Source organism: Opitutus terrae PB90-1 (assembly GCF_000019965.1).
GTDB lineage: Bacteria > Verrucomicrobiota > Verrucomicrobiia > Opitutales > Opitutaceae > Opitutus > Opitutus terrae.
Map to the genome: position 1 here is coordinate 3,017,512 of NC_010571.1, position 18,063 is coordinate 3,035,574.

Genomic DNA, 18,063 nt, shown 5'->3' on the forward strand with positions numbered 1-18,063 from the left:
GCGCACAAGGAAACGATTCTGGGGCGAAGCGCCGATGCGGGATGGTCAGCGGCCAATCGCCGCCGGGGAGATCACGCAAACTGGCGGGGAGGCCGGTCGCACCGCCGCGCGTGTCGGCCGGCGCGCGCTACTCGGCCGTGAACCGCTCGAGCTGACCGCGATAGCTGCGGCTCAGCGGCAGCCGGGTGCCATCGCGGAGCACGACGGTGTAGTCGCCGTGGAACGTGGGCTGCAGTTCCTTCACCTGCTCGACGCGGACGATGGCGGAGCGGTTCACGCGCACGAAATCCGTCGAGCCGAGCCGCTCTTCCAGCGAAGACAACGTGTCGCGCAGCATCAAGCGCGGCGCGTCCGCGAGGTGCAGCAGCACGTAATTGTCGGCGGCCTCGACCCAGACGATGTCCTCGGGCTTGAGGAAGACGACGCGGCCATCGGATTTGAACGCGAGCCGGCCGGGCTTCTTCGGCGCGGGCGAGGCGTCGGCGAGCAGCGACTCGAGCTTCGTATTCAGATCACCAGCGCGGCGGGCGCGGATCTGGTCGGCGGCGCGCTTGTAGGCGAGCAGCAGCCGCTCCTGATCGAAAGGTTTGAGCAGGTAATCGGTCGCGTGGACGCTAAATGCCTCGACCGCAAAACGGTCGTGCGCCGTGACGAACACGATCGCGGGCCGGTCGTCGGCGGGTAACTCGCCGACCACTTTCAGCCCATCGCAACCGGGCATCTGCATGTCGAGGAACACCACATCCGGCCGCTGCTGCTTGATGGCCGCGACGGCGTCGGGGCCGTTGCCACATTCCGCGATGATCTCCGCAGTCGGCTCGCCGGCGAGGAGCGCGCGCACGCGTTCCCGCGCGAGAGGTTCGTCGTCGACGATCAGAACACGGAGTTTGGTCATGAGGCGGGGTGGAAAAGGCTAGAGCTGAGAGTCCAGGGCTGGGAGCTGGCGATGGCTGAGCGACGCCGAAACGCTGGTGGATCGTCCGAGCGTCAGGTTCGGTGGCTGGGCTCTAGACTCTGGACTCTGGGCTCTGGACACCATGGCGGGGCTACGTCGCGAATGGAAACGAGAGCCGGACGCAAAGTCCACCCTCCGGTTGGTTAGTCAGCTCGAACTGTTGATCATCGCCGTACAGCTCGGCCAGCCGGGCGCGGCTGTTGGCCAGACCGATGCCTTCGCGCTTGAAGCCGCCTGCGGGCATTCCGCCGCCGTTGTCGGAGACGCTGAGCACGAGGTTGTCGCCGACGACGGCTGAGCGGAGCACGATCCGGCCGGTGCGCATCTGCGGTTCGATGCCGTGGCGGATCGCGTTCTCGACCAGCGGCTGGAGGATCAGGCTGGGCACCTGGGCATCCAGCGTGGCCGGATCGATCTCGAACTGCACCGTGAGTCGGTCGCGAAAACGAATCCGCTCGATTTCGAGGTAGCGTTCGAGAAACGCGATCTCCTGCCGCAGCGGTGTGAGCGGCGCGCCCGTCTGCGACATGGTTTGCCGCAGCAACTCGGAAAGCCGGACCAGCATGCGTTCGGCGGCAGCGACATCCGAATACATCAACGACGCGATGCCATTGAGCGCGTTGAACAGGAAGTGGGGCTTGAGCTGGCGGAGCAGCGACTGCAGCCGGGCCTCCGTGAGATGTTTCTCCAACTCCAGGGCCTGGACCGTGCGCTCGTGATATTTGCGATAATAGTCGAGCGCGTGCGTGACGGACACGATCACGCCGTAGATCAGAAGATTGAACGGATAGGTTTTCGCGAGGAGCGGAACGAAGATCTCGGCGAAGGTCGCTTCCTCATCGATCAACCAGCTGTGGGCTTGGCCGACGAGCGCGCGCAGCACGACGTAGATCAGCGCGAAGCCGAGGGCGGCGGCGAGATGAATACCGGCGGTCCGCCATGGTCGGTGCGGCTCGGCGGAGACGCGACGCGTGAGCCGGGCGATCGGCAGCGACAGCACCGCCCAAACGTACCAATCGGCGAGCGAATAACTGATCGCCTGCGTCCACGTGATCGATCGTCCGATCAGGCTGCTGGAGAGATAAAATTGTCCGGCGAAGGCGAAGCCGATCAGCGACCACAACACCAGGAAGCCGAGCGCGCCGAGCAGGCGCCGAAGCGGGGAGGGCGAGCGAAGCATGGGGCGAAGAGCTGAGAGTCTAGAGCGGAGAGTCTAGAGTGGTCTGACAGTCGACTGCACGGTTGCGGATTTACATCAGGGCGGTTGCGCTGGTTCAATCCTGTCGCACTGGATTCGGCAACGACTTCCTTCCCCATGCCTGGCGTCCAACCTGCCCCAACTTCGCCCCGCCCGAGCGCCGTGGCGGCAGGATCGTTGCCGCCGACCGGCGATGTGGTGCCGCCGCTCGTGCCTGTACTGGTGCCGATCGTGCTCGCGGCGATCGTCACGGGTATTTTGTTCGCGTGGTGGTTTCCGCCGGCGCCGCCGGGCGAGCTGGCGCCCGCGCCGCGGTTCACGGACGTTTCGGTCGAGGCGGGGTTGGCGTCGTTGCCGGTCGCGGCGGCGAGTGAGGATGCGCCGACAACGCTGGGCGGCGGGGTGGTGTGCTTCGACTACGATGGCGACGGGCACGAGGATCTGTTTCTGGTGCACGGGACGACGTGGCCATGGGAGGAGTCGTTCGCGCGGCAGATCACGCGCGGCAGTTGCGTGCTGCTGCGCAACGACGGCAAGGGCCGGTTCACCGACACGACCGCGCTCGCCGGACTGAATGTCGAACTGCAGGGCATGAGCGCCGCGGCGGGCGATTTCGACAACGACGGCCGGCCGGATCTCTACGTGACGTGCGTGGGCGCCAATCACCTTTTCCGCAATCGCGGTCATGGCCGGTTCGAGGACATCACCGAACTCGCGGGGGTGGGCGGGGAGGAGAACACGTGGAGCACCGGCGCGGCGTGGATCGATTTCGATGCGGATGGCCGGCTCGACCTCGTGGTGTGTCATTACGCGCGCTGGCCGCGTGAGCTGGATCTGCACACGGCGTTCATGGTGTCACAGGTGGGGCATTCCTACGGCGCACCGACGGGTTTTCTGGGCGCGTTTCCAACGGTGTATCGGAATCTCGGCGAGGGCAGGTTCGCGGTGGTGCCGGGCGGCGCGGGGTTGCGTGATGTGGACCCGGACACGGGCTTCCCGGTGGCGAAGGCGCTCGCGGTTGTGCCAGTCGACGCCAACAGCGACGGCCGGCTGGACCTGCTGTTCACGTATCACACCAGCCAGAGTGCACTGTTCGTGAATCAGGAGGGCGGCACGTTTCGACGCTGGACGGCGGCGGATGAAGGGCGGCAGGAAGGCGTCGCTGCGGGGCTGGTCGCCGCGGGCTCGCTGGCATTGGCGAACGTGTCCAGCCGGGACGAGCGGTTTCGCGTGCTGCAGGCGGCGCTCGCCGGCAGCGGGGCGGCGGCGGACGACAAAGTCGATCTGGGCACGAAACTGGGCGTGGCGGTGCTGGATTACGATCTCGATGGCCGGCTGGAGTTTTTCTCCGGCAACGGCCGCGCGGAGCCCGATACGAATCGCTTCGAGGCGACGCGCGATTTCAGTGCGGTGCCGCAGATCTGGTGGAATCGCGGCGACCGCTGGATTCCTGCGGCGCCGGACGCCACCGGTGAAACCGCCCTGGCGCCCGCAGTCGCGCGGGGCGTAGCCGCGGCGGATTTCGACGGCGATGGCGATCTCGATGTGGTGGTGGCACAATACGGCGCGGCGCCGCGGCTGTTGCGCAACGACCAGCGCTTCAGTTTGCCGTCGTTGCGGGTCGACCTCGTCGCGACCAAAACCGCGCGCGAGGCAGGCGGTGCGCGGGTGGAGGTGCATACGCCACGCCGCGTGATGGTGCAGACGGTGGCTCCGGCCATGAGTTATATGGCACAGTCGAGCCAGACGCTGACTTTCGGGTTGGGCGACGACGCCCGGGTGCGGAAAATCGTGGTGCACTGGCCCAGCGGCTTGCGTCAGGAAGTGCGGATGAACGGCACGGATCGGCGATTGACGATCAAGGAGCCGGAATGAGGAGCGGCCAAACAGCGGTGAGCTGGAAGCACCGTCCGGCGGGCTGCACTGCAGGCGGCGTATGTCCGCAGCGGCCGCTACGATTGAGGTGTTGACACCCGTTGAATTCTCGGGCGAGTAGTGCCCTCTTTCCCTCGATCAAGAGGGCGGTTTCCGCCGTCCGATCGCATCCTTTTCAATCAATCCGTCCCATGGCTCAGAGCGAAATCCTCCTCCTCAAACCCGTCGAGAACCTCGGCGGCGAAGGTGATCAAGTCAAAGTGCGTGCTGGCTACGCCCGCAACTACCTCCTCCCGAATGGATTCGCGGTGCCGTTGACCACGGCGAATCGCAAGCAGGTCGAGTCGCTGAAGAAGCGCCGGGCCGAGCGCGAAGCCAAGGAACTCGGTGGCGCGCAGGAGCTGGCGAAGAAGCTCGAGAAGAAGAGCCTGGCGTTCGCGGTGAAGACCGGCGAAGGCGGCAAGATGTTCGGCGCGATCACGGTGAACGACATCTTTGACAAGCTCGCCGCCGACGGCTTGGAGATCGAGAAGAAGCGGATCCACCTGCACACGCCGGTGAAGACGCTCGGTCAGCACACGGTGAAGATCAAGCTGCACGCCGACGTGACGGTCGACCTGAACTTCGACGTCGTGTCGGAGAACCCGATCGAGGCCGCGCCCGCGCCGGAAGCCAAGGAGCCCGCGAAGGAAGGGAAGAAGTAACCTTTGCCGACCTGATTTGCCGAGGGCCGCGTCCGGGTGACGCGGCCTTCGTGTTTTCAGCCGCAACCCTGAGTCCCCGCGTCGCATTCGGGCCTGCGAGCAACTCGGCGAGCAACTTGTTCAAAACCCTTTGTTGCCGCTTCGTCGGCGCGCGTGCTGACTGAGCGATCCCCATGGCCCAAGAAGCGCCCATTCCTTTTCGTCGTCCGGAGGCCACCGCTGCAGTCGCGGTGGGCGGCCGCTCCATGCCGCACAGCATTGAGGCTGAAGAATACCTGCTGTCGTGTTGCCTGCTCGACGGGGCCGACGTGCTCTCGCGCTGTCTCGAGGCGCGCATCCGGCCAGAATCGTTCTACGTCGGCGCGCACGGGATCATCTACGAGCGGTTGCTCGAGCTCTACAATCGGCAGTCGCCGATCGACGTGGCGGTGCTGGCGGAGGAACTGAAGACCAGCAAGCAGCTCGAGCAGATCGGCGGCTATCCCTTCCTCACCCAGGTGAGCAGCCGGATTCCGACGACGGCGCAGGCGGGCTACTTCATCGAAAAGGTCCGCGAGCTGCACCTGTTGCGCGAGATCATCCGCGCGGGCACGGGCGCGGTGGAAGAGTGTTACAATTTCTCCGGCGGCATCGACGAGTTTGTCGATCAGGTCGAGGCGCGGTTGTTCGCCGTGACGCAGAATCGCGTCAGCGAGAGCGCGAAGCCGATGCGCGAGCCGACGCGCGAGGCGATGAACGTCATCACGAAAATGATGATGAAGAAGGGCGAGATGACGGGGGTCTCGTCCGGGTTCAAGGATCTCGACGCGCTGACCTGGGGTTTCCAGCGACAGGAAATGATCATTCTCGCAGCGCGGCCCTCGATGGGCAAAACGTCGCTCGCGCTGAACTTCGCGGAAGCCGCCGCGATGCCGAAGCGTGGCGAGGCGCACGCGGTGCTGGTGTTTTCGCTCGAAATGAGCGCGGCGCAGCTCGCGTTGCGCATGCTCTGTTCGCGGGCGCGGGTGAACATGAAGCTGCTGCGCGACGGCCTGCTCTCGAAGAACGGCGAGGAGCAGAATCGGCTGGTATCCGTGGCGGACGAGTTCTCCAAGGCGCCGATTTACATCGATGACTCGAGCGCGCTCTCGATCATGCAGCTACGCGCGAAAGCGCGGCGCATCCACGCGCGCACTCCACTGGGCTTCATCGTCGTCGATTACCTGCAACTCCTGAGCCCGACCGACGCGAAGGTCCCGCGCGAACAGCAAGTTGCCGAGGCGTCACGCGGATTAAAGTCGCTCGCGAAGGAACTGAATGTTCCGGTGCTTGTATTAAGCCAACTCAACCGCTCATCTGAAAAGGAGAACCGCACCCCGAAACTGGCCGACTTGCGCGAATCCGGCTCGATCGAGCAAGATGCTGACGTAGTACTCATGCTGGCCCGCCCAAAAGACGCCGACGAAAAGTTCCAGGTCGCCGCCGATTCCGCCGAGTTAATCGTTGCCAAGCAACGAAACGGCCCGGTAGGAGAATTGAAGCTTACGTTCCTCCGAGACATCACCCGCTTTGAAAACTTCACTCAGTAACCCGCTGCGCCGGGTCACCCGTCTGGTCCTTGCTGTTGGTTGGTTGCTGGCCCTTAGCGGGGCATCGGTCTGGGGACAGGCCCGCCAGGAGGAACCGGTTTACAAGGTCGGCACGGTGACGGTGAAGTTCATCGGCACGGCCATCGTGAGCGAGCAGGTCGTGCGCGCGAACATGCAGATTCGCGAAGGCGGCGACCTCGACGACGCGATGCTCGATCGCGACATCCGCTCGCTGTATCGCACCGGCCTGTTCGAATTCATCGAGATCAAGCGCGAGGCGGTGAACGACCGCGTCTTCAATCTCGTGGTGGAGGTCACGCCAAAGTATCGCGTGCTGGCGATCCGCTACGAAGGCAACAAGCGCGTGAAGGACCGACGGCTCGAGCGCGAGATCAAGACCCGTCCGAACACCGCGCTCGACGAGCGCCAGGTGAAGGAGGACGCCGAGAAAATCCGCGAGTATTATCAGAAGACCGGCTACAACCAGGTGGCGGTCAACTACGCGATCGAGCGCGACCGTGCGACGAGCTTCGGCACGGTGATCTTCCGGATTCGCGAAGGCGAACGCGTGAAGATCGCGGACGTGCGCTTCGTCGGCAACCAGAGCATCAAGGCGCGGCGGCTGAAGAAGGAGATGGAGACGAAGAAATACTGGGCGTTCTCCTGGCTTCTCGGCACCGGCCGCTTGAAGGACGACGAGTTCGAGGACGACTTGGACAAGCTGCGCACCTACTACCGCGAGCAAGGCTTCCTCGACGTGGAGATCGCACCGGACCGGATCATTTTCGATTACCCAAAACCGAACCGGCTGGTCATCACGATCAACATCGACGAAGGCCGCCGCTACAAGGTCGGCGACATCACTTTCAAGGGAAACAAGCTGCACCCGACCGCGATCCTGCGCCGCGTCATCCGCCAGCGCACGGGCTCGATCTTCACGCCGTCAAAACTCGACAAGGACATCGAGCGGCTCGAGGACTTTTACGGGCACGATGGTTATCTCGACACGCGCGTGCGGCTGAACCGGAAGCCGAACATCGCCACCGGCAATATCGACATCGAATACGAGGTGGCCGAGAGCGAGAAGTTCAACGTCGAGTCGCTCGTCATCGAGGGCAACACGAAGACCAAGAGCACGGTGATCGTGCGGGAATTGGTGCTTGGGCCGGGTGACGTGTTCGACACGGTCCGGATGAAGATCAGCAAGCTGCGCCTCGAGAACACGCGGTTCTTCGAGGACGTGAGCGTGACGCCGCAGGAGACGAACATCCCGGGTCGGCGTAACCTGCGCATCGCCGTGAAGGAAGGCCGCACCGGCAATCTCTCGTTCGGCGCCGGCTTCAGCTCGCTGGAGCGCGCGACCGTGTTCGCGGAGATTTCCCAAGGCAACTTCGACTTGTTCAACCGCCGTTCGCTGTTCCAGGGCGACGGCCAGAAATTCCGGTTGAAGATGTCGCTCGGTTCACTGTCCAGCGAGGTGTCGTTCGCCTTCGAGGAACCCTATCTCTTCGAGCGCCGGCTCGGCTTGGGCTTCACGCTCTTCCGCACGAGCTCGGAATACAACAGCACCTTCTACACGGAAATCGACACCGGCGGCGAAGTGTACCTGCGCAAGAGTCTCTTTGGCATGTTCGAAGGCCGGCTGTCGTATTCCTATCAGGTCATCTCGATCGAGGACGTCTCGCCCTCCGCCTCGCAGGTGCTGCGCGACATCGCGGGCGACAACCCCGTGTCGATGGTCGGGTTCCAGCTGCTCCGCGACACGCGCGACAAGATCATCAACACGACGATGGGCAACCGCATCGAGCTGAACACCGGCATCGCCGGCGGCGTGCTCGGCGGCGACGAAGACTTTTACCGGCTCGAGCTGCGCGGCGCGCAGTATTTCCCGGTCTTCGAAACCCAGACCCAGGTGCTCCACCTGCTCGGCCGCGCCGGCGTGATTCAAAATTACGGCAACAGCAACGACGTCCGGATCTACAACCGGTACTACCTGGGTGGGCCGACGACGCTGCGCGGCTACGAATTCCGCGAGGTGGCGCCGCGCGACGAGTTTGGCGAGGTCATTGGCGGCAAGAGTTATGCGTTTTTCAGCGCGGAGTATTCGCTGGATATCGTCAGCCCGATCCGGTTCGCCGTGTTCTACGACGCCGGCTTCGTGAACTCCGGCGCCTATGACTTCAATCCGCGCGATTTCACCGACAACTTCGGCTTCGGCCTCCGGCTCTTCGTGGCGGGATCGCCGCTGAGCCTCGATTTCGGCATTCCGCTGACCTCGGACAAACGCGCGCGAAGCGGCAATCAGTTCAACTTTTCCTTTGGCACGCGCTACTGATTCCGTTTTCCTGACCGCTTGCTTTTGCCTATCAATTCTCATCCATGAAAAAAACCATTCGTACCCTGCTCGGACTGGCCGCGTTGAGCGCCACCGCGGCATTTGTGCAGGCCCAGCCTGCGCTGAAGATCCTCGTCGTCGATATGGCCAAGCTCTATGACGGCCACTACAAGACCGAGGAGCAGAATGCCAAGCTGCGCGGCGATGAACAGAAGGCGCAGGAAGAACTCGACAAGTTGAACAAGGAAGGCAACGGCCTCGTCGAGAAATACAAGGAGATGGTCGACCAGTCGAACAACCCGGCGGCCACCGCGGAGGCGAAGTCCAAGGCCCAGGGCGAAGCGCAGAAGCTGCTCGAGCAGATCCAGCGCAAGCAGCAGGAAGTGCAGAGCTTCCAGCAGAACACCCGCAATTCGCTGCAGCAGCGGATCCAGACCTTCCGCAGCCTGATGGTGGAGGAGATCAGCAAGACGGCGGTCGAAATCGCCAAGCGCAAGGGCGCTACGCTTCTCCTCGACAAGTCCGGCCCGACGCTGATCGGCGTTTCCAACATCCTCTACTCGGATTCTGGCTACGACATCACCGACGAAGTGTCGCGTGAGGTGAACAAAGACCGCCCGGCCACGTCGGCTGCGCCGGCGACGGCTCCGGCGGCAACCCCGGCTGCTCCGGCCGCCGCGCCGAAGACCGACGACTCGCCGCGGATCACGGTCCCCGGTGTCTCGCCGAAGAAATAAATTTCGAACCCACGTTCGCAACCGAAGCCCCGCTCATTCGAGCGGGGCTTTTTTTCGGCGCGGACCAGCAAGGGCGCGTCTCCGGTAGCCCGCAATTCTACCTGCAGGGCGCCCGTGCCACTGGCATGGGCGGTCGCCGCCGCTGTGAGGAGGCGGAAGCCGTGGGGCGAACCGCCCGATTGTGTTTGCCGCATTGCACCGCCGCATCGATCCGCCCACGCTGACGGCATGCAGCTCTCGCTTTCGCCCGCTGAAATCAGCGCGCTCGTTCAACCCCAAAGCGTTCGTGGCGCCACGACTGAAACCATCCGCGGCATCGCCCCGCTGCAGGAGGCGGCTGCGGGCGACCTGAGCTTCCTCGGCAACGCCAAATACAAGGCCGATGTCGCGGGCACCCGTGCTTCCCTCGTGCTGCTACCGCCGGACTACCCGGGGCAGCCGCAACCGAACCAGCTGTTCCTGATCGTCGCGAATCCGTCGGTCGCGCTGGCTCGGCTCTGCGGGCATATCGAACAGCAGACCTGGCCCACGCCCGTGCCAGGCGTTCACCCGCTGGCGTCGGTGGCGGCGGATGCTCACGTCGCGCCCTCCGCGACCGTCGGCCCCTTCTGCGTGATCGAATCCGGTGCCGTGATCGGCGAGGGCACTCATCTTCAGGCGCAGGTGTTCGTCGGTCGCAATGCGCAGATCGGGGCGAAGTGCTGGATCGCGCCAGGCGTCGTGATTCAATCTGAATGCGTCGTCGGTGAACGCGTCCGACTGCACGCCGGCGTTGTGATCGGCTCGGACGGTTTCGGCTACGAGTTCGTCGCGGGCCGGCACGAAAAGGTTCCGCAAGTGGGCACCGTCGTGATCGAGAACGACGTCGAGATCGGTGCGAACTGCACGATCGATCGCGCCCGCTTCAGCCGCACGGTGATCGGCGAGGGCACGAAACTGGATAATCTCGTGCAGATCGGTCACAATGTGATCGTCGGCAAGCATTGCCTGCTCTGCGCGCAGGTCGGCATTTCCGGCAGCACGACCGTGGGGGACTATGTCGTGCTGGGCGGGCAGGCCGGCGTCGGCGGGCATATTACCATCGGCAAGGGGGTCAAAGCGGGCGGGCAGTCGGGTATCAGCACCAGTGTGGAGCCGGGGAGTTTCGTCAACGGCACGCCGTCGCTGCCGTATGTGCTCGAGCGCCGGCTCGCCATCCTGCATCAGCGGTTGCCCGGTCTGTTCAAGCGGGTCGACCAGCTCGAGGCGCAGCTGCGCGACCGTGCGCCGGCTCCGGAAAACGCGGGGTAGACCATTTGCGGCCCGGCCGCGCGGGTTCGTCACGCTGATCCAGAAAAGTCTTTCGCCCGACCGTCCCGCCGGCAAGATCACGCCATGGGCGAATCGCGGCTGAAAATATTCTCGGGCAACTCGAACCGAGCCTTGGCGGAGGAAATCTGTCGTTCCATCGGCGTGCCGTTGGGCGAAGCCACTGTCACGAGCTTTCCGGACGGCGAGTCGTTCGTGAAGATCAACGAGAACGTACGCGGACAGGATGTGTTCATCATCCAGTCCACGTGTCCGCCGACGAACCATCATTTGATGGAGCTCCTGATCATGATCGACGCGGCGCGGCGCGCATCGGCGGCCCGCATTACGGCGGTGCTGCCGTTCTACGGTTACGCGCGCCAGGATCGCAAGGACCAGCCGCGCGTGCCCATCACCGCCAAGCTGGTGGCCAACCTGCTCGTGGCGGCGGGCGCGACGCGCATCCTGACGATGGATCTGCACAGCCAGCAGATCCAGGGGTTCTTCGATATTCCGGTCGATCATCTCTACGCGTCGCCGGTGTTTTTCGAGTACTTCGCGAAGCGCAAGCTGGACCGCACGCTGGTCGTTTGCTCGCCGGACGTGGGCGGCATGAAGATGGCCGCGGCGTATGCGGACGTATTGGGCGCCACGCTGGGACTCGTCGCGAAAAAGCGGAAGAGCGCGACGGCGGTCGAGGCGATGAGCGTCGTGGGTGAAGTATCCGGCTGCGACGTGCTGCTCGTCGACGACATCACCGAAACCGCGGGCACGCTCACGGCGGCGGCGAAGATCCTGCGCGAAGCCGGAGCGGCGAAGATCACCGCGGCGGTCAGCCACTGCATCCTCAACGACGTAGCGGTGGAACGGCTCAAGTCCGGACTGATCGACGAGCTGATCACCACCAACTCGACGCCGGTCGAGCCGCGCGGGCTGCCGATCACGGTGTTGAGCATCGCGAAGCTGCTCGGGCAGGCGATCATTCGAATCAACAGCAACGAGAGCGTGACCGGCCTGTTCCGGATCAAAGGATTTTAGCCGGAGATCGGAGAACCCTCCTGCAAACCCACGGGCGAGACGCCCGTGCCACGTGCCATGGGCGTGCCGTCCGTGTCAGAAAAGTGAAACGAGCGCCCCAGCGGGGGCGCAAATTAGCTTGGAGAACGTGGCACGGGCATGCTGCCCGTGGACGGCGCTCCGCGCCGCAGACATGGGCGAGACGCCCGTGCCACATACGGGCAGGAGAACCCGTGCCACCAGCACCAACTCGCGCCCGCTCAAAAGCTGATTTGCGGCCCCCCGCGGACCGCCTGCGTTCACCGATTGCGGACGGAACCTTTCCTCGTAACACTCTGTCCGCCGTCCCTTCATGAAATTCCGCTCTCTCGCCAGCTTGCTCTCGATCGCGATCGCGTCAGCCGTGCCTTTCGTCGCGCACGGCAAGGAAGCCAAACCCGATCGGAAGCCGCCTACGCTGGCGATCGATCCGAGCCCCGTCACCGCCGGCAAGTCAGCCCTGGTGACGAGCTATGCGGATATTCTCGAGCCGGCGCAGAAAGCGGTGGTCTCGGTTTACTCGATGAAGATCGTGCGCGAACGCATGGCGCTGAATCCGTTCCTGCGGCAGTTTTTCGGTAACGAGATTCCGGATCAGGAACGCGAGCGCAAGGAAGAGGGGCTCGGCTCGGGGGTGATCGTTTCGCCCGACGGCTACATTCTCACAAACAACCACGTCGTTGAAGGAGCGGATGAGTTGAAGGTGCTGCTCGCCGACGATCGCGAGTTCATTGCCAAAGTCATCGGCGCGGATCCGAAGACCGACATCGCGGTAATCAAGATCGAAGGCGAACGACTGCCGGTCGTGACGCTGGCCGACAGTGACAACATCCGCGTTGGCGACGTCGTGTTCGCGGTCGGGAATCCGCTCGCGGTCGGGCAGACGGTCACGATGGGCATCGTCTCGGCCAAGGGCCGCAGCGTGGGGATCCTCGACGAGGTCGCCGGCTATGAATCGTTCATCCAAACCGACGCGGCCATCAATATGGGGAACTCCGGGGGCGCCTTGGTGGATGCCAAAGGCCGGCTGGTGGGAATCAACAGCGCGATCCTGTCGCCCTCGCGCGGCAACATCGGCATCGGGTTCGCCGTTCCGGTGAATCTAGCCGCGACGGTCATGCACAGCCTCATCGAGACCGGAACGGTTTCGCGCGGCTATCTCGGCGTGCAATCGCAGACGCTCGCCGCCGACGAGGCGGAGGCGTTTGGATTGCCGCGGGACACGAAGGGTGTGACCATTACCGACGTCACGCCGGACAGCGCGGCGGACAAGGGCGGGCTGAAGGTGGGTGACGTCGTCCTCAGCGTGAACGACAAACCCGTCGCGGCGTTGCGCGACCTGCGCATCTACATCGCCCAGACCGCTCCCGGCTCCAAGGTGAAGCTGAAGATTTCTCGCGACGGCAAACCGCAGGTGCTCGACATCGTATTGGGCAAACTGGACGAGAAACCCAACGAGTTGCTGACCGGTGTGGAGGTGTCTGCGTTGACGCCGGAGGCTCGACGCCGGCTGCGAATTCCGCCGCGGTTCGACGGGCTGTTGGTGACATCGGTCGATCCTGAATCGCCGTATGCGGACCGACTGGCGCCTGACGTCCTGATTTTGCAGGTCGACCGCGAGGACGTGAGCGACATTGAAGCTGCGCGGCGTGCGCTGACGCCTGGCCGGCACATCCTGATTGTTTACTATCGCGGCTCGGCGCGCGTGATCGGGCTGACAGTGGAATAGCGCGTACGCTGGGGAGCGGAGGTTAACCCGCCGTCCCCGGCGGGTTGAACCGACAAAAGAAAGCCCGCCGGGTACGGCGGGCTCCACCTCCAAACGCAGCGACCCAGACTCAGCTGCCGGGCTTTTGCACGGGGATCTTCGCGAGCCACTCCGGAACGGCGTCGGCCGGATACGTCGGGAAGCTCAGCTCGAGCAGGGAAATCGCAGGCACGTCGAAGCGCGCCGCGCCGGCGCTGCGGTCAACCAGCATCGCCACGGCGACTGGCGTGCCGCCGGCCTTGCGCACGATATCAAGGCATTCCAGAACGCGGCCGCCGCGAGTGACGACATCCTCCGCCACCAGCACGCGTTCACCGGGCGAGAACGCAAAGCCTCGGCGCAACACCAGCGCGTTGTCCTCCTTCTCGGCGAAGAGGTAGCGCGCCTTCGCCTGCCGGGCGAGTTCCTGGCCGATCACCAGGCCGCCCATCGCGGGCGCGAGCACGGTGGTGAACGACAGTCGCTGCAATTTCACCAAGAGCAGCTGAGCGAGCCGCTCCACCGCATCGAGGTGCTGGCAGACCTGCGCGCACTGAAAGTAGTGCCCGCTGTGGAGTCCGGAGCGCAGAACGAAATGTCCCTCCTGCAGGGCGCGCGTGCGGATGAAAATGTCGAGGATCTCTTTCTGGGTCGAGTCCATGCGCCCCGACGCTGCGCGGAAGCCGTCGAAAAAACAAAATGATTTTGCACCCCGTCGCGTCCCGCGGTAGCTTCGGCCTCGCCGTGTTGAACCCAGTGCCGTTGGAGGACGAACTCGGCGATGTGCTGGAAAAAGCCATGCGCCAGATGGGCCTCACCGAGGAGGCGTTGGGGGACCGTGCGCACGTGGATTCGAGCCGGATTCGCGATGCGATCGACTACCGCTCGGACCTCTCCGGAGCCGAGTTGCGACGGCTTGCGGCCGTGCTGCGGCTCAACGAAGTCGGATTGTGTGCGCTCGGCTGCAACCAGTATCCGCTGCCCGTGCTGGGCGCGTTGCCGTTCTGCGTGCATCCGCTGCGGATTCCCTATGGCATCGGCGTCACCAACGCCTACATCGTGACGCCGTGCGGCGGCTCCCGTGGCATTCTGTTCGATACGGGGCCGGGAATCGCGGCGATGGAGGAGGTCTGGCCGGACGCGGTGCGTCAGATCGAGGCCGTTTTCCTCACTCACGTGGAGGCCGAGCACACCGGCGGGCTGTGCGATCTGGTCGAACGGTTTCAGGTGTCCGCCGCCTATCATCCGGTCGGTGCGGTGGTGCCCTGCGGCCAGCCCCTCGGAGAAGGGGAACGGAAGGTATTCGGCCGGGTGCAGGTCACCGCGTTCAGCACGCCGGGGCACGCACTGGCGCACAACTGTTACCTCGTGGAAAGTCTGGTCGCCGCTCGTGGGCGGGCGCTCCTGATCTCCGGCGATCTGTTTTTTGCGGGCTCCGTCGGATGCGCGCATCACTGCCAGCGGCAGCTGGCGACGAACCTGGGGCGGATGTTGCAGGCGATTCCGGCTGATACGGTGATTGCGCCGGGGCACGGCCCGATGACGACGGCCGAGAACGAGCTGCGCTACAATCCCTTCGTGAGCTGAGGCGGGTGCATCGCACGGGCTTCAGACTGGTCGGGGCGGTGAGATTCGAACTCACGACCTCTACGTCCCGAACGTAGCGCTCTACCAGGCTAAGCTACGCCCCGATTCCGTCTGCTCGAAGGATCTGCTCCGAGGAAGGCGGAGGAAAAGCCACGGGCGATGTCACCGCAAACAAATTCGCGCGAAGTTTTTGGCGTGGCGATCAGCGTCCGCGCGCGCACGACGAGCGCGAATCCTGGAACCGGGGTATCAGGTAGCGGCAGGCCTTCCTTCAACCTTGCTCGGGGCTCGGGCTTCTCGAACGGCGTCCCTGCGGGCCTGAGGGCGAACCGGCGCGTAGCCACGCCTGCCGCTGCCGGCAATGAGCACGAGATTCTCCCACTACCCACTCGCCCCGGCGTGGCAGGAGCGGAAACAACAAAAAGGCCCAAGGCACGGGGCCTTGGGCCTGAGAGAGTGAGCGTAAGCGTCCGGATCAGGACTTCTTCGCCGGTGGCGGCGGAGGAGTGGCAATGGCGCTGTCCGCCGCGCGTTTCGCGATCATGTCGGTCATGCGCTGGATCTCGAGTTCCGCGTTGCGCTTGGCGACGCGGGCGAGCTCCACCTGCTTGGCGAGCTCGAACTCCTCGCGATTCAGCTTTTCCTTCTGCGTGCGCAGGGCGCTGAGCTGGACTTCGAGTTCGCCGGCCTGCTTGGCGTAGCCGTCGGCTTTTGCGTTCGCGGCATCGGTGGCGTCCTTGACCTTCTTGTCTTCGGCGGCCTGCTTCGCAGCGCGATCGGCTTCCTTCTTGGCTTCCTCGGCGGCACGATCGGCGGCGCGCTTGGCGGCGTCGTCGCGAGCTTTCTGCTCGATTTCCGCTTTGCGATCGGCTTCGACTTTCGCCTTCGCGGCGGCTTCTTCCGTGCGCTTTTTGTCGAGGATGCGGGCCTCTTCGACGTGCGCGAAATAGAAGAAAAGGAAGATCGCCAGCAAACTGCCGACGGAAACGAGATACATCCACTTTTTCATGGGGAGGGGAGAGGTCGGTGATCAGGAGTTGCGGGCACGGGCGGCGAGCGCTTCAGCCTGGGCCCGGGCGTTGTCCGCCGCGGCGATCTTGTCCAACACCTCGGAGAGGCTCTTCACGTTGGACTCAGCCTGCCGCACATAGGTTTTGAGGAACTCCTGTTCTTCGATGGTGCGCTTCTTGGTGGCTTCGATTTCAGCGATGGCGTCCTTCTCCAACTTGATGTCTTTCTCGAGGCGTTCGACCTGCTGGGCGAGCTTCTGCTGGTCGCGCTGCGCCTTCTCCAAGGCCTCGCGAGCGAGTTGGCGGGCTTCCGCGTCCGCCTTGTCCTTGAGCTCCTTGGCGGCGCGCTCGGCCTTGCGGCGCTCCTGCGCGGCGAGGGCGTCCTGAATGGCCTTCTCGCGGTTCTTGGCCTCTTCGCGCAGCTTTTCTTCCTTCTTCGCGCGAATATCCGCCTGCTCCTTGGCGAGCTGCGCCTCGTAGCCCTCACTGAAATTCCAGTAGACGGCGCCAAAGGCGATGAGACCTATGAGCGGAACGAGAAAGTAGACGTGGGTTTTCTTCATGAGGATTGAAAGCCGGATTTACCGCGCGGCGACGTTCTTGGTGGCCGCCTCGCGCTCACGCAGCGCGTCTTGGATCGCGTTCTTCAGCCGCGGGAGCTGGGTGTCCTTTTGGGCGTCGGGGAAGGTCAGCGCCTTGTCCGCGGCCGCGAGTGCCTCTTCGAGTTTGCCGAGTTCCCACGCCACGTAGGCGAGGAAACCATAGGCGCCACCCGGCTTGTCGAGGTTGCCCTTCACCAAGGCGTCCTTGATGTGCTTGTAGGCCTCGTTGGGCTTGTTGAGTGAATAGTAGATCGTGGCGGCCGAGTAGTCGAGCTGGCCGGATTTCGGGAATTTCTTGGTGCCTTCCATCAACGCCTCGATGGCGGCGAAGGGCTTGTCGACCTGCTGATAGGAGGAGGCGAGCAACTCCCAATTTTTGAGGTCCTGCTCGATCGAACCGTCGCGCAGGCCGGCGTGCAGAATCTCCGTGGCCCGGCCAAATTGACCGACGTTGAAATACATGCCGAAGAGGGAGTAGTAGTCCTTCGGCGTCTTCATGAAGCCGAGGGCTTGGGCGCGTTCCATCGCGGTGATCGCGCGGGTGTTGTATTCGCGGGCCTTGTCCGGATCCTTCTCCTGGGCGGCCAATGTGCCGTACACACCGACGAGCTGGGACCAGTAGTCCTTCTTGCCGGGGTATTGCTTGACCAGCAGCTCGAGGATCTCGCCGAGCTTGACCCAGTCATTGTTTTGCTGGGCCACGGCGAGGAGGATGAGGAAGCTGCCTTCCTTCGGGCGGACCGCGGTGCGGAGGGCGCGCTCGATCTGCTCGCCGGCGCGCTTGACCAACTCCATGTCCGGCTTGTCCGGATTCAGCACGCCCTGCTGATAGAGCACATTGGCGAAGAACATCTGCGCCTCAGCCCGAGCGGGGTCGAACGGCGGCTTCTTGGACTGCGCCAACCAGCGCTCGAGATACTTGATGGCCTTGGCAAAATTCTGCTTCTGCTGCGCCGGAGATTTGCTCTCGGTGGCTTCCTGATAGCAAAGCTGGGCGAGGTAGTAGACGCGTTCCTGCTGGCTGTTTTGGTCGAAAAACTTGTAGGCATCGCCCAACTGGAGGGCCTGTTCCCACGGGGCAATCGCCTTGGACAGCTCGCCCTTCTGCAGGTAGAGCTTGGCTTCGACATCGCTCGCGATCGCCATGTCGTAGCTCTTTGCTTCGACCCGGCTGCGGATGCCTTGGATCAGCGCCAGCGCGGCGTCCCAGTTCTTCGCGTCGAGCAGCGGCTGGAGCTTGTCGAGATCCTGCGAGGTGCGTTCCTCGAGCTCGCGGGGCGGAGCGTTGTCATCCTGAGCGCGCACGAAACCCGGCGTGACCAGCGCACAGCCCAGCACAAGCGCGGCTAGGCGCGCGTAGCGGCGTCGGGAGGAGAGAGGGGAGGAAGAAACAGTCACGTTG

15 protein-coding genes and 1 tRNA gene are annotated in these 18,063 nt (G+C 64.0%); 9 read left to right on the top strand and 7 right to left on the bottom strand.

Annotated elements, in window-relative coordinates; genetic code table 11:
* Positions 1-127: 127 nt before the first annotated feature.
* Together OTER_RS11795 and OTER_RS11800 are read right to left on the bottom strand one after the other, a co-directional pair.
* The gene (locus OTER_RS11795; protein ID WP_012375148.1) at positions 128-895 is read right to left on the bottom strand and encodes a LytR/AlgR family response regulator transcription factor; all 768 of its coding nucleotides are present in this window, start codon (positions 893-895) and stop codon (positions 128-130) included.
* 151 nt (positions 896-1,046) lie between these two features.
* Positions 1,047-2,135 carry a sensor histidine kinase gene (locus tag OTER_RS11800; RefSeq protein WP_012375149.1) on the bottom strand — a complete coding sequence of 363 codons (1,089 nt, stop codon included), beginning with the start codon at positions 2,133-2,135 and terminating at the stop codon, positions 1,047-1,049.
* A 135-nt stretch (positions 2,136-2,270) separates the two neighbouring features.
* Between OTER_RS11800 and OTER_RS11805 the strand changes: the two genes are divergently transcribed.
* The 8 genes from OTER_RS11805 (at position 2,271) to OTER_RS11840 (ending at position 13,444) form a co-directional block, all read left to right on the top strand.
* The gene (locus OTER_RS11805; protein WP_012375150.1) at positions 2,271-4,028 is read left to right on the top strand and encodes a CRTAC1 family protein; all 1,758 of its coding nucleotides are present in this window, start codon (positions 2,271-2,273) and stop codon (positions 4,026-4,028) included.
* A gap of 191 nt (positions 4,029-4,219) precedes the next feature.
* Entirely contained in the window at positions 4,220-4,732 is a 513-nt protein-coding gene (gene rplI, locus OTER_RS11810; RefSeq protein WP_012375151.1) for a 50S ribosomal protein L9, read from the top strand.
* A gap of 173 nt (positions 4,733-4,905) precedes the next feature.
* Positions 4,906-6,300, top strand: coding sequence for a replicative DNA helicase (gene dnaB / locus OTER_RS11815; RefSeq protein ID WP_012375152.1), 1,395 nt, complete (start codon positions 4,906-4,908; stop codon positions 6,298-6,300).
* Complete coding sequence (gene bamA, locus OTER_RS11820; RefSeq protein WP_148218100.1) at positions 6,281-8,635, top strand: outer membrane protein assembly factor BamA; 2,355 nt, start codon at positions 6,281-6,283, stop codon at positions 8,633-8,635. Before dnaB ends, bamA begins: the two co-directional genes overlap by 20 nt.
* A gap of 44 nt (positions 8,636-8,679) precedes the next feature.
* On the top strand, positions 8,680-9,372 hold the full coding sequence (locus OTER_RS11825; RefSeq protein ID WP_012375154.1) for an OmpH/Skp family outer membrane protein: 693 nt from the start codon (positions 8,680-8,682) through the stop codon (positions 9,370-9,372).
* Positions 9,373-9,600: 228 nt separating this feature from the next.
* A complete protein-coding gene (gene lpxD, locus OTER_RS11830; protein WP_012375155.1) occupies positions 9,601-10,662 on the top strand; it encodes a UDP-3-O-(3-hydroxymyristoyl)glucosamine N-acyltransferase in 1,062 nt (353 codons plus the stop codon).
* Positions 10,663-10,746: 84 nt separating this feature from the next.
* Positions 10,747-11,697, top strand: a complete 951-nt coding sequence (locus OTER_RS11835) for a ribose-phosphate diphosphokinase (RefSeq protein ID WP_012375156.1) — start codon at positions 10,747-10,749, stop codon at positions 11,695-11,697.
* Positions 11,698-12,028: 331 nt separating this feature from the next.
* Positions 12,029-13,444 carry a Do family serine endopeptidase gene (locus OTER_RS11840; RefSeq protein WP_012375157.1) on the top strand — a complete coding sequence of 472 codons (1,416 nt, stop codon included), beginning with the start codon at positions 12,029-12,031 and terminating at the stop codon, positions 13,442-13,444.
* Positions 13,445-13,553: 109 nt separating this feature from the next.
* On the opposite strand, the gene pyrE is transcribed toward OTER_RS11840, so the two are convergent.
* Positions 13,554-14,123, bottom strand: a complete 570-nt coding sequence (gene pyrE, locus OTER_RS11845; protein WP_012375158.1) for an orotate phosphoribosyltransferase — start codon at positions 14,121-14,123, stop codon at positions 13,554-13,556.
* 38 nt (positions 14,124-14,161) lie between these two features.
* Between pyrE and OTER_RS11850 the strand changes: the two genes are divergently transcribed.
* Complete coding sequence (locus OTER_RS11850) at positions 14,162-15,049, top strand: MBL fold metallo-hydrolase (RefSeq protein ID WP_012375159.1); 888 nt, start codon at positions 14,162-14,164, stop codon at positions 15,047-15,049.
* A 27-nt stretch (positions 15,050-15,076) separates the two neighbouring features.
* Here the strand turns inward: OTER_RS11850 and OTER_RS11855 are convergent.
* The 4 genes from OTER_RS11855 to OTER_RS11870 form a co-directional block, all read right to left on the bottom strand.
* A tRNA-Pro gene (locus OTER_RS11855) sits at positions 15,077-15,153 on the bottom strand.
* A 371-nt stretch (positions 15,154-15,524) separates the two neighbouring features.
* The gene (locus tag OTER_RS11860; RefSeq protein WP_012375160.1) at positions 15,525-16,058 is read right to left on the bottom strand and encodes a hypothetical protein; all 534 of its coding nucleotides are present in this window, start codon (positions 16,056-16,058) and stop codon (positions 15,525-15,527) included.
* Positions 16,059-16,079: 21 nt separating this feature from the next.
* Entirely contained in the window at positions 16,080-16,622 is a 543-nt protein-coding gene (locus tag OTER_RS11865; protein WP_012375161.1) for a hypothetical protein, read from the bottom strand.
* Between the two features lie 18 nt (positions 16,623-16,640).
* On the bottom strand, positions 16,641-18,059 hold the full coding sequence (locus OTER_RS11870; RefSeq protein ID WP_148218101.1) for a tetratricopeptide repeat protein: 1,419 nt from the start codon (positions 18,057-18,059) through the stop codon (positions 16,641-16,643).
* Positions 18,060-18,063: the final 4 nt, after the last annotated feature.

Bases quoted from the DNA above. Each gene is read 5' to 3' on its own strand.
- OTER_RS11850 (WP_012375159.1), top strand. From the start codon at position 14,162: ATGATTTTGCACCCCGTCGCGTCCCGCGGTAGCTTCGGCCTCGCCGTG.
- pyrE (WP_012375158.1), bottom strand. From the start codon at position 14,123: ATGGACTCGACCCAGAAAGAGATCCTCGACATTTTCATCCGCACGCGC.
- OTER_RS11805 (WP_012375150.1), top strand. From the start codon at position 2,271: ATGCCTGGCGTCCAACCTGCCCCAACTTCGCCCCGCCCGAGCGCCGTG.
- rplI (WP_012375151.1), top strand. From the start codon at position 4,220: ATGGCTCAGAGCGAAATCCTCCTCCTCAAACCCGTCGAGAACCTCGGC.
- OTER_RS11825 (WP_012375154.1), top strand. From the start codon at position 8,680: ATGAAAAAAACCATTCGTACCCTGCTCGGACTGGCCGCGTTGAGCGCC.
- OTER_RS11860 (WP_012375160.1), bottom strand. From the start codon at position 16,058: ATGAAAAAGTGGATGTATCTCGTTTCCGTCGGCAGTTTGCTGGCGATC.
- dnaB (WP_012375152.1), top strand. From the start codon at position 4,906: ATGGCCCAAGAAGCGCCCATTCCTTTTCGTCGTCCGGAGGCCACCGCT.
- OTER_RS11840 (WP_012375157.1), top strand. From the start codon at position 12,029: ATGAAATTCCGCTCTCTCGCCAGCTTGCTCTCGATCGCGATCGCGTCA.
- OTER_RS11795 (WP_012375148.1), bottom strand. From the start codon at position 895: ATGACCAAACTCCGTGTTCTGATCGTCGACGACGAACCTCTCGCGCGG.
- OTER_RS11800 (WP_012375149.1), bottom strand. From the start codon at position 2,135: ATGCTTCGCTCGCCCTCCCCGCTTCGGCGCCTGCTCGGCGCGCTCGGC.
- lpxD (WP_012375155.1), top strand. From the start codon at position 9,601: ATGCAGCTCTCGCTTTCGCCCGCTGAAATCAGCGCGCTCGTTCAACCC.
- OTER_RS11835 (WP_012375156.1), top strand. From the start codon at position 10,747: ATGGGCGAATCGCGGCTGAAAATATTCTCGGGCAACTCGAACCGAGCC.
- OTER_RS11865 (WP_012375161.1), bottom strand. From the start codon at position 16,622: ATGAAGAAAACCCACGTCTACTTTCTCGTTCCGCTCATAGGTCTCATC.